General features: G+C 53.9%; 1 pseudogene. It reads left to right on the top strand.

Features of this window, described 5'->3' with window-relative positions:
* Positions 1–217: pseudogene (locus tag A6R74_RS22745) on the top strand (XdhC family protein); the annotation flags it as partial.

Consider the following 217-nt stretch of genomic DNA (forward strand, 5'->3'; position numbering starts at 1 on the left):
GTTTGCCTCTGTGACACGCTATGGTGATCCCGACGATACCCAAGGCGCGCATATTGCGCTTCCCTGTGGCGGTGTTTTAGAAGTGTTGATCGAACGCCTGCGCTCAACAGCTGACACCCAGAAGCACTTGGCCACGCTGCTAGCTACCCTTGATGGCCATCACCGTTTGATACGAAACGTGAATTTAACAACGGGAGAGCAAACCTTCAGCGAGGAG

The organism is Halomonas sp. ALS9, from assembly GCF_001651035.1.
Lineage (GTDB): Bacteria > Pseudomonadota > Gammaproteobacteria > Pseudomonadales > Halomonadaceae > Vreelandella.